Origin of the sequence: Neisseria wadsworthii 9715, assembly GCF_000227765.1 — a bacterium.
Classification (GTDB): domain Bacteria; phylum Pseudomonadota; class Gammaproteobacteria; order Burkholderiales; family Neisseriaceae; genus Neisseria; species Neisseria wadsworthii.
This window is the reverse complement of the sequence record NZ_JH165159.1, coordinates 1,452,055-1,462,399: the sequence shown is the minus strand read 5'-3', so window position 1 is coordinate 1,462,399 and position 10,345 is coordinate 1,452,055. Positions and strand designations below refer to the sequence as shown.

The window sequence follows — 10,345 nt, the reverse complement described above, 5'->3', positions numbered from 1 at the left end:
ATTTATCAGGGCTTTTTATTATTCATTCACTTGATTATAGTTAGTAGCTTAACTTTTACTACGGCGTTACTGCGCCTTAGCTCAAAGAGAGCGATTTTGCAAACTGCTGAAGCAGCAACAAAATCAGTCCCGTACTATCTGTACTGTCTTCGGCTTGCTACCTTGGTTTGAAAATGTATTGATTAACTATAGCACGCTCGTCATACTCGGGCTTGACCCGAGTATCTTGAGTTTCAGTAACTTTAGGAGATACTCGGGTCAAGCCCGAGTATGACAGTATCGTGATTATGTAAGTGAATTGACTATATTTTTAAGTTTTTTTTAAAACTATTTCAACCTATCCAAATAAGCATCGATATCATCAATCCCCAACTCAATCCACATCGGCAGGTGATCGCTCATGCGATAGGTGCGCCAGTCTTTGAAGCTGCGGCCGGGTTTGGTTTCACGCTCTTTGGCATAGACGGCTTCGTCTTCCAAGCGGTAAACGTGTTCGAAGAAGTCGAAAATGCCTGCTCGGCCGGTGGGTTTGAGTTTGGCGAGTTTTTTGTAGTAGGCAATTTGGTCGTAATGGCGGTCTTTGGCGACGTTGGAGCCGGGAATGGTTTTAAGCTCTTCGGGCACGACGAATCCGGCTTCGGTGATGGCCTGCATGGTTACGTCATTGCGGTTGAAGATGTTGAAGTCGCCAAGCATGATAAGGTTGTCGGGCTTTACTTCTGCGCCGGGCTGATATTGCGGTGCGCCGGAAAGTTTGGCGGCGTGTTTGGCGATGGTTTGGCTGAAGGATTTGATTTCGTTGAAACGGCGCGGATCGACGGCAACGCTTTGGCCGTAATAAATATGCACGATGGCGAGCGTGAGATAAGCCCAGCCTGCTTTGAAGCCTGCCACATAGGGCGAACGGGCAAGCTGCAAGGGTTCTTCTTCTGCGCCTTTGTCTTTGGGCAGTACGAGTTCGGCAGCCAAACCGGTGAAGCTGACTTTGCGGCGGTCATAGAGATAGGCCATGCGCTCGGAGTTGCCGGACGTGCCGAGGGTTACGTCGGTAACGAGAAACTGCCAGTTGTCGCCGAGCAGCCGTTGCAGGTGTTGCAGCGGGTAGAGGCCGTCGCGCACTTCTTGGATAGAAATCAGGTCGAAGTGGTTGAGGATTTCGGCAATGTAGTAATAGGCTTCTTCACTGCGGTAGCCGTATTTGCCGGAATCGAACTCGCGGATGTTCCATGTGGCCAAGAGAAGGGTGTTGGAAACAGTGCGGGTGGGAATTTGTTCGGCCAAGGCTTTGCGCAGGCGTTGCAGGCCTTCGATGGTGCGGCGGCGGGCGGCGGCATCTTGAATGTGTTTGAGTCCGGCGTAGTACGTCATCAATCCTCCTTCGGCTGTCAAATATGACGGCGCTTATGTCAACTGGCAAATCGCAACGGCTGTTTTGTTTCAGACAGGCATTTATGCCTGTCTGAAACATATTGCATAAATTCAAACTGCTTATCTTTGATTTTCTGCAATATAATTGCAGCTTGTCAAATCTAGTCTCTTCTCTATTGAATTGGATATTTTCAGACAGGCATGAATGCCTGTCTGAAAAAGCAAAACCATATGAATAAACTGATTGAAATTTTTTGGCAGAGCGCGCGTTTGGAGTGGCGCTATCTCAGCCGCGAAGGCTGGGAGCTTGCTTTGCTGCTGTGGCTGCCGCTGGCCAGCGTGTTGCTGGTTTGGTGGATATTCGGCAGCGCCACCATTACCGGCCTGCCTATCGGTGTGTTGGACAAAGACCATAGCGCCCTGTCGCGCCAAGTGGTGCGCTATCTCGACAGCGCGCCTGCTTTGAAAGTGGCTCAAACCTATACCGACGAACGCGCTGCGCAACAAGCCATGGACAAAATAGATGTGTACGGCGTGGTGGTGATTCCGGATGATTTTTCGCGCCAAATCAAGCAGGGCAAGGTCTCGCCGCTGATTTTGCAGCTTAACGGGCAGTTCGGTTCGTTTTCCGGTGTGTTGGTGCGCGATGTGCAAGCCGTGGCGGTAACGCTCTCGGCAGGGGTGGAAATGAAAGCGCTCAACAAACGCGGGGCATCTCCGCAGCAGGCGGAAAACACGTTCATCCCGATACGCACGAGCACTTCCGCGCTCTTTAATATTTCCACGGATTATCAGCAGTTTTTGGCAACCACGCTGATTCCGGGGCTGCTGCATATTTTGGCGATGACGGCGGGTGCGGTGGCTTTCGGGCGCGAAATACGTGATAAAAGTTTGCATGATTGGTTAACCAAAGCGGGCTGTCGCTTGAAACATCAGCGCGTGCGTTTCGCTGATGCGCTGTCTGCCTTGTGCGGCAAACTGTTGTGGCCGACGCTGACTTTTACTATATGGAGCGGCATGTTGCTGTGGCTACTGGCGCAGATACATGATGTTGGTGCCCTCTCGTGGCTGGCAACGTTTCTGGGGCTATGTTTAATGATGCTGGTATCGCTGTGGCTGGGTGTGATTGTTACGGCTTTGCCGATGTCGCTGCGCATGGGTTTATCGAGTACAGGCTTTATCACCGCGCCGGCTTTTGCGTTTTCGGGCATTGCGTTCCCCCGAATCGCCATGCCGACATGGGCGCAGAATTGGTCGGATCTTCTGCCGCTAACGCATTATCTCGAATTGCAACAAGGGCTGCTGGAAATGGGGGCTCCATGGCAATGGTCGGCCAAGCCTTTATTATGGTCGGCGCTGGCCGCCTCCCTCTTGATGCTGGCGGCAACCAAGCTGGCGCAGCGCGCTTATCGGTTGCCCGAGCGTTGGGGCGCAAGGTAATGTGTGTTGTGATACAGGTTTTATTGATGCCTGTCTGAAACATCTGTCTGCATGAATATTTTTCAGACAGGCATTGCCGTGACAGCAGCAAACGGTGCTACAATCGCGCCCTCACGGCAAGGTGAATGTTTGTTTTTAAACTGAAATAACTTTTTCAAACTATGTCTAAATCAACACATTGGTCATCCAAAATCGGTTTTATTCTCTCTGCGGCAGGCTCGGCAATCGGGCTGGGCGCCATCTGGAAATTTCCCTACACTGCCGGCACCAACGGCGGCGCGGTGTTTTTTCTGTTGTTTCTAATCTTTACCATCTTAATCGGCCTGCCGATTTTGCTGGCTGAATTTTATATCGGCAGAAAATCCGGGAGAAACGCCATTGATGCTTTTAAAATACTGGCACCAAACACCCCTTGGCATTGGGTCGGGCGTATGGGTGTACTGGCGTGTTTTGTGTTGTTATCGTTTTACAGTGTGGTCGGCGGCTGGGTGCTGGCTTATGTGGTGCATGCGTTTCAGGGGGCCGTTTCGGCACAAACCGATTTTGAAGCCCTGTTTAACCATACTATCAGCGACCCTTTCTCTGCCATCGGCTATCAGATTCTCTTTATGCTGCTCACCGTTTCCGTGGTGCAAGGTGGTATTTCCCAAGGTATTGAAAAAGCCAACCGTTGGCTGATGCCGATTTTATTTATGATGTTTCTGCTATTGGCTGTTCGCTCCCTCACTTTACCGGGCTCTATGGCAGGCGTTTCGTTTTTTCTGCAACCCGACTTCAGCGCGGTAAACGCATCATCTGTGCTGACTGCGCTGGGGCAAGCCTTTTTCGCCTTAAGTCTGGGCGTATCGGCCATGATTACTTATGCGGCTTATCTGGAGAATAAACAGGATTTGTTCCGCTCGGCCAACAGCGTGATGTGGTTGAACATGCTGGTTTCATTGCTTGCCGGCTTGGTTATTTTCCCTGCCGTGTTCGCATTCGGTTTCAAACCGGGCGCCGGTCCGGGACTGATTTTTATCGTATTGCCGGCCGTGTTCCAAAAAATTCCGTTTGGCGGCGTTTTATTTGCAATATTTATGCTATTGGTTTCATTTGCTACTTTAACGTCGGCTTTTGCCATGCTCGAAACGGTATTGGCCGCTGTGATACACAATCATGAACACAAGCGTCGCAAAACTGCTTGGCTGCTGGGCGCAGCGATTCTTATCGTAGGCATTCCTTCAGCCTTATCATTCGGCATACTGGCTGACAACACCATTTTCGGCAAAACCGTTTTCGATTTATGGGATTATCTGATTACTTCATGGATGATGCCTATCGGTGCTTTGCTGATTGCCTTATTTACTGCGTGGGTGCAAAAGCGCAATGACGTGCTGCAGCACATGCAGCAAGGTTCGACCATACCGCCGTTTATCGGTGTGATATGGCATACCGCTTTACGCTATCTGGCGCCGCTGGCCATTTTGCTGGTATTCGCCAACACCTTGGGCTGGATAACGCTCTAAAACTGCTTCTGAATTCACCGATGCAACCAAAAACATTTACCAACGCATTCATCGACACCATCCGCAACATCTTTTCCGACAAAGGCGTGTTGCTGATGCTGGTGATTGCGCCCGTGCTCTACGGCTTTTTCTATCCGTGGCCGTACAGCACGCAGACGGCGCGGCGGATTCCGGCGGCAATTGTCGATTACGACAAAAGCACTTTGTCGCAGCGTATTGTGCGCATGGCGGAAGCCAGCCCTCGCTTAGATGTTCGGACGATGCCCAGCGAACATGATGCTAAAAGAGCGTTGTGGAAAGGGGAAATCGGCGGCTATATGGTGCTGCCCGCTGGTTTGAAAAACGATGTGATGATGCAGCGGCCTGCGCGGGCAGGCGTGTTGGCAAACGGCAGCTATCTTTTGGTCAGCAAAGAAGTTCAGACAGGCTTTGCCGAAGTGGTGGGCACAGTTTCCGCAGGCATCCAAATCAAACGCCTGCAAGCGGGCGGTATGACTTCGGAACAAGCCTTTGCCGCACAAAACCCGATTCCGTTTGCCATGCAGGTGAAATACAACCCTACGCAAGGCTACGGTAATTATGTTGTGCCGGGTGTGGCAGTGCTGATTGTGCAGCAGCTTCTGATGATGGGTTCTGCCTTGCTGGTAGGCACATGGCGCGAACAAAAGGGGCAATATGCCACCATGCAGGCATGGGCGGGCAGGATTTTCGCGCTTTCGGTAATGGGCTGGCTGATGTCGCTGTTTTATTTCGGCTGTGTGTTTTATATTCAGGATTACGCGCGCGGTCAAAATATCGGTGGGATGCTGGCTTTTACCCTGCTCTTCGCACCCACCGTTGCCACACTCGGCTGCTTGTTCGGCTTATGGTTCCAAAAGCGCGAGCGCTCTTTACAGCTCCTGATGTTTACTTCGATACCGATGTTTTTCCTCAGCGGCTACGCCTGGCCCGCCGAATCGCTGCCGCTGCCTTTGCAATGGCTCCGCTGGCTGATTCCGAGTACGGCGGGCATTCAGGCTTCGGTGCGGTTCAACCAAATCGGCACGCCGTTTACCGAAGGAGCATATTTATTGTGGATATTATTGGGATTACTGGCAGTTTATTGGCTAATTTTATGGTGGTATGTGAAATATAGCCGCACCACGTTTGAGTCGTAATGGTGTTGCTTTTTCAATGAGGGTAACGGCTCTGTATAGGCAAACTCAATTACATAATTATCTACGAGGAAATAACAAATCCACCTACAAAAAATGTCTGTCTGAAAATAACCATGCATAAAAAACTGCAAAAAGTTATAATTTGCGCGTTTATGTAAAGAAAGCGTAATTTTATGCAGCAACTTAAATTGGCTATTTCCGGCGCACAAATTCTTTTTGTCGCCTTTGGCGCTATGGTTTTGGTGCCGATTCTCACAGGGCTTAATCCTGCTATGGCTCTTTTGGGCGCAGGCATCGGCACGCTGTTGTTCCAAGCTTTTACCAAGCGCAAGGTGCCTATTTTCTTAGGTTCCTCTTTTGCTTTTATCGCACCGATTATTTACTCGATGCAGGAATGGGGCATGGGCGGAACCATGTTCGGCCTGTTTGCCGCGGGTTTTATGTATTTCCTGTTTGCCGCCCTCATCAAATGGCGCGGCTTGGACGCGGTAAACCGCCTGCTCCCGCCCGTAGTTATCGGCCCTGTGATTATGGTGATCGGCTTATCGGTTGCGGTAGTGGCCAGCCAAATGGCGATGGGTCAGGCAGGCGGGGAGCAAAAATTCGATTATGTGCAATCTCTGCTGCTTTCCGGTTTCACTTTCGCCGTAACCGTTATTATCGCTGTGTTCGGCAGCCGCATGATGAAGCTGATACCGATTCTAATCGGCGTGGGCAGCGGTTATCTGGCTGCTCTGGCAACGGGCTTTGTGGATACGGCCGGCATTACCAACGCGCCATGGTTTGCCGTTCCCGAATTTCACACGCCGGAAATCAACTGGCAGGCCGCACTCTTCATGCTGCCGGTTGCCATCGCTCCTGCTATAGAACATATAGGCGGCGTAATGGCGGTGGGCAAAGTAACCGGCGAAAATTACGCTCAAGACCCCGGCCTGCACCGCACTCTTGCCGGCGACGGCGTGGGCGTGTGTGTGGCGGGTTTGATCGGTGGCCCGCCGGTAACGACTTACGGCGAAGTAACCGGCGCAGTGATGCTAACCAAAAACGCCAATCCCGTCATCATGACCTGGGCGGCGATTTTTGCAATTTTTATGGCGTTCTTCGGCAAATTCAACGCCTTTTTGGCCTCTATTCCGCTGCCTGTAATGGGCGGCGTGATGATTTTGCTGTTCGGCACCATTGCCTCGTTGGGTCTGAAAACCTTGATTGACGCACAAGTTGATTTAATGCGTCCGAAAAATCTGGTGATCGTCAGCACCGTGCTCACAACCGGCGTAGGCGGCATGCTGGTAAAATTCGGTAGCATCAGCTTTGCCGGTGTGGGTTTATGTGCCATTTTGGCAATTATTCTGAACCTGATTCTGCCGGATAAAAAAGCCTGATTAATTTGCCAATCATGCCTGTCTGAAAGTTTTCAGACAGGCATATGCGGTACAATCCCTTCATCATTCACCTTCCTTCCCACCCGTGCATATGTCCAAACGCAAAACCTATCTGCTGCTTACCGCGCTTTTCACCCTATTATTTATCGCCTTGGTAACATTAGGCAGCTATCTTCTGTCGATTCAAAGCAAGCAATTCGGCATTGCGGCCTTTTTGTTTGCCTTCGGCGCCGTGTTCGGCCAAGTTGCCTGCCTCACCCTGTTCCTCCGCGAACACGCTCGTCATAAAATGATGCAAGCTACTGCTAAACAAGCAAAACAGGACTAAATCATGTTTGAAAAAATCGTACTCGCCAGCGGCAACACAGGCAAACTGCGCGAATTTTCCCGCCTGTTTGCCGAAAAAAACATCCAAATCCTGCCACAATCAGATTTCAACGTGCCCGAATGCCCCGAGCCCTATCTAACTTTCGTTGAAAATGCTTTAGCCAAAGCCCGCCATGCCAGCAAACATTCCGGCCTGCCTGCGCTGGCAGACGATTCCGGCATTTGTGCCAACGCGCTCGGCGGGGCACCCGGCATATTCTCCGCCCGCTTTGCCGGCAATAACCCAAAATCCGATGCGGCCAACAATGCAAAATTATCTGCGGAGCTTGCCAATCAAGCCGACCAAAGCTGCTACTATGTTTGCGTATTGGTTTTGGTGCGCCACGAACACGACCCGCAGCCCATCATTGCAGAAGGCATTTGGCGCGGCACATGGCAGCCGGAAGCCGCCGGAACCAACGGCTTCGGCTACGATCCGCATTTTTATGTGGCCGAACACCATAAAACCGCAGCAGAGCTTGCGCCGGAAGTTAAAAACGCCATCAGCCACCGCGCCCAAGCGCTCAACGAATTAATGGGCAAAATCAGCGCCGCACAATCCCAAACCTAACACTATGCTTCCCATTTCTTTTTCCCAGCCCGGCCGGCTCACCACCTTGCCGCCCTTGTCGCTGTACATCCATATTCCGTGGTGCATCCAAAAATGCCCTTATTGCGATTTCAATTCGCACACCATCAAATCCGCGCTTGACGAAAACCGCTACATCCAAGCCCTGCTTACCGATTTGCAAACCGAGCTGCCGAATATCTGGGGTCGCACGGTGGAAACCGTGTTTATCGGAGGCGGCACACCCAGCGTGTTTTCCCCCGAAGCCGTCAACACCCTGCTCTCCGGCGTGCGCTCGCTTCTCAAGCTGCAGCCGCAAGCAGAAATCACTTTGGAGGCCAATCCGGGCACATTTGAACGCGAAAAATTCCAAGGCTTTAAAGATGCAGGCATTACCCGCCTTTCGATTGGCGTGCAAAGCTTTGATGATGCCTGTCTGAAAGCCTTGGGCCGCATTCACAACAGCACAGAAGCGCGCAAAGCCATCGAATCTGCGCAAAACATTTTCGAGCGGGTCAACATTGACTTGATGTATGCCCTGCCCAAGCAGACTATGGAAATGGCCCGTCATGATATTCAGACAGGCATTGCCACCAGCGTCGGCCACATCAGCGCCTACCATCTCACCATGGAGCCCAACACCCCTTTCGGTCACACCCCACCACCCGGTTTTCCCCAAGACGAAACTGCACTCGACATTGAAGAAATCGTGCATCAATCTTTAGCAGAAGCCGGCTTCGAACATTATGAAACCTCCGCCTTCGCCCGCCCCGGCCAACAGTGCCGCCACAATCTGAATTACTGGCAATTTGGCGACTATATCGGCATCGGCGCAGGCGCGCACGGCAAAATTTCCTACCCGACCCATATCGAGCGCACCACCCGCCGCCGCCATCCGCAAGATTACCTGGCCGCCATGCAGGGCGATCCTTTTAGCGCCATCGAGCGCAAGCCCGTTGCCGCCGAAGATTTGGCATTTGAATTTATGATGAACGCTTTAAGGCTGAGTGCAGGCGTACCCTCCGCTTATTTGGAAGAGCGCACGGGTATCAGCATTGCCCAAGTCGCATCCCAAATCACTCAGGCACAAACACTCGGCCTATTGGAATCCGACCCGTCGCGCTTCGTACCCACCGAACACGGCAAACGGTTTTTGAATGATTTACTGCAATGTTTCCTATAAATTTTCTTGCTATATGATTTAACGGATTGCCTACAATTTAAAATCTCAGAGCGGCTTAAATAGAAACCATTATTAATGTTTCAGAAGTGATGATGCACAAATGAAACAATCTAATCGAAAAGCTTAGCATCCTGTCATCTTGCATTGGACAAACTCATGAATTATAGGCAGAATTACCACGTCGTTCAGACAAGTTTTATATCAATCACTATAAAAATGAGGTAACTGATATGCCCCAAACAAAATTACAGGTAAACGGAATGTCTAGCCGCGATGACGCGAAAAAAATCATTGCCAGAGGCGAAACCGTAGAAAACGTCCGCATGGTTAATGCCAACTATGAAACCGGCGTGGTTGTGGTAACACACTTCGAAGGCTTCGACACAGCAATGTTCAAAACGGCCATTAACGAGCTTGGTTTCAACGCAGCCTAAGCGGCCCGCATAAACCAATTACCATTAATCAAAGATAATGCTTGAGACCTTTACAAAATAGCCTTTTATTCAGATAGCCGAAATCCAAATACCGGATTTCGGCTGTTTTCTATTCCAAATACTCCCTTTATTCCCCTCAGATACCCGATAACCGGATATCTGAACCGCCTTTCAAACGGCAACAGGCACACATAGCTTATTGGCTACTGTCAGCAGATTCAAACACATCGCCTTCAGGTGGCTTTGCGCACTCACTTTGCTCAGACCAAAATAAGTTGCCCGGGCACGGCGGAATTTACGGTGCAGCCTACCAAAGCTTTATTCGACCACATAACGGTTTTTCGATAAATGTCGGTTACGCTTGATTTGTGCTGCCGTCAACGGTCGGTTGCGATGGGATTTGCACATAATGCCGTCCCGCAACTGGCGTTCTTTCAAATGTTGCCGGTTTTCCAAGCTGTCGTAGCCTTGATCGGCATAAACGAATGATGGCATCAACGATTGCAGCTCGTGCTTTCTCTACTTTTAAGCCCTTCTCAGTCAGTTGGCGGTCAATCAGATCCAGTCATTCGACCAGGGTATTGTCTTGTGCCAACCAGTTGCGGTAGCGGCATAAGGTGCTGTGATCAAGGATACTTAATTCGTCAAAGCGACAAAACAGGTTGAAATCGATGCAGGTAAATGAGGCTGTGTTCGAGTTCGGGATCGGAGAGGCTGTGCCATTGGCCGAGCAGAACGGCTTGAACATGGATAACGGGGGATAGGCGGAACGGCCGCGGTGTTTCGAAGGTAACGGGTTCTTTGATGGTTAAGGTAATACTCGATCGGTTACCAATCGATCACCTGCTCCAGTTTCAATAAAGGGAAGCCGTCAATGTGTTTGGCAATCATGGTTTGTGCGGTTTGCTGAAAGAAGGTAGGTGCTCATGAAAAATCCCCTAT

The 10,345-nt window shown here is 50.7% G+C and carries 9 protein-coding genes and 1 pseudogene; 8 read left to right on the top strand and 2 right to left on the bottom strand.

Annotation, left to right across the window (positions count from 1 at the left end):
- Positions 1–327: 327 nt before the first annotated feature.
- On the bottom strand, positions 328–1,368 hold the full coding sequence (locus tag HMPREF9370_RS06660; protein WP_009116639.1) for an endonuclease/exonuclease/phosphatase family protein: 1,041 nt from the start codon (positions 1,366–1,368) through the stop codon (positions 328–330).
- Positions 1,369–1,599: 231 nt separating this feature from the next.
- Between HMPREF9370_RS06660 and HMPREF9370_RS06655 the strand changes: the two genes are divergently transcribed.
- The 8 genes from HMPREF9370_RS06655 to HMPREF9370_RS06620 all read left to right on the top strand — a co-directional run bounded on the left by HMPREF9370_RS06655 (position 1,600) and on the right by HMPREF9370_RS06620 (position 9,403).
- The gene (locus tag HMPREF9370_RS06655) at positions 1,600–2,808 is read left to right on the top strand and encodes an ABC transporter permease (RefSeq protein ID WP_040667006.1); all 1,209 of its coding nucleotides are present in this window, start codon (positions 1,600–1,602) and stop codon (positions 2,806–2,808) included.
- A 161-nt stretch (positions 2,809–2,969) separates the two neighbouring features.
- On the top strand, positions 2,970–4,313 hold the full coding sequence (locus tag HMPREF9370_RS06650; protein ID WP_009116637.1) for a sodium-dependent transporter: 1,344 nt from the start codon (positions 2,970–2,972) through the stop codon (positions 4,311–4,313).
- A 20-nt stretch (positions 4,314–4,333) separates the two neighbouring features.
- Positions 4,334–5,470 (top strand): ABC transporter permease, encoded by a 1,137-nt coding sequence (locus HMPREF9370_RS06645; RefSeq protein WP_009116636.1) that lies wholly within the window; start codon positions 4,334–4,336, stop codon positions 5,468–5,470.
- Positions 5,471–5,643: 173 nt separating this feature from the next.
- A complete protein-coding gene (locus tag HMPREF9370_RS06640) occupies positions 5,644–6,852 on the top strand; it encodes a uracil-xanthine permease family protein (RefSeq protein WP_009116635.1) in 1,209 nt (402 codons plus the stop codon).
- A gap of 91 nt (positions 6,853–6,943) precedes the next feature.
- The gene (locus tag HMPREF9370_RS06635) at positions 6,944–7,180 is read left to right on the top strand and encodes an NGO_0222 family membrane protein (protein ID WP_009116634.1); all 237 of its coding nucleotides are present in this window, start codon (positions 6,944–6,946) and stop codon (positions 7,178–7,180) included.
- A gap of 3 nt (positions 7,181–7,183) precedes the next feature.
- The gene (gene rdgB, locus HMPREF9370_RS06630; RefSeq protein ID WP_009116633.1) at positions 7,184–7,789 is read left to right on the top strand and encodes an RdgB/HAM1 family non-canonical purine NTP pyrophosphatase; all 606 of its coding nucleotides are present in this window, start codon (positions 7,184–7,186) and stop codon (positions 7,787–7,789) included.
- Positions 7,790–7,793: 4 nt separating this feature from the next.
- Positions 7,794–8,969: a radical SAM family heme chaperone HemW gene (gene hemW / locus HMPREF9370_RS06625; protein ID WP_009116632.1), complete on the top strand. Its 1,176-nt coding sequence runs from the start codon at positions 7,794–7,796 to the stop codon at positions 8,967–8,969.
- Between the two features lie 260 nt (positions 8,970–9,229).
- Positions 9,230–9,403, top strand: a complete 174-nt coding sequence (locus tag HMPREF9370_RS06620) for a hypothetical protein (protein ID WP_244963434.1) — start codon at positions 9,230–9,232, stop codon at positions 9,401–9,403.
- A 171-nt stretch (positions 9,404–9,574) separates the two neighbouring features.
- Here the strand turns inward: HMPREF9370_RS06620 and HMPREF9370_RS06615 are convergent.
- Positions 9,575–10,294 (bottom strand): annotated as a pseudogene (locus HMPREF9370_RS06615) (transposase).
- Positions 10,295–10,345: the final 51 nt, after the last annotated feature.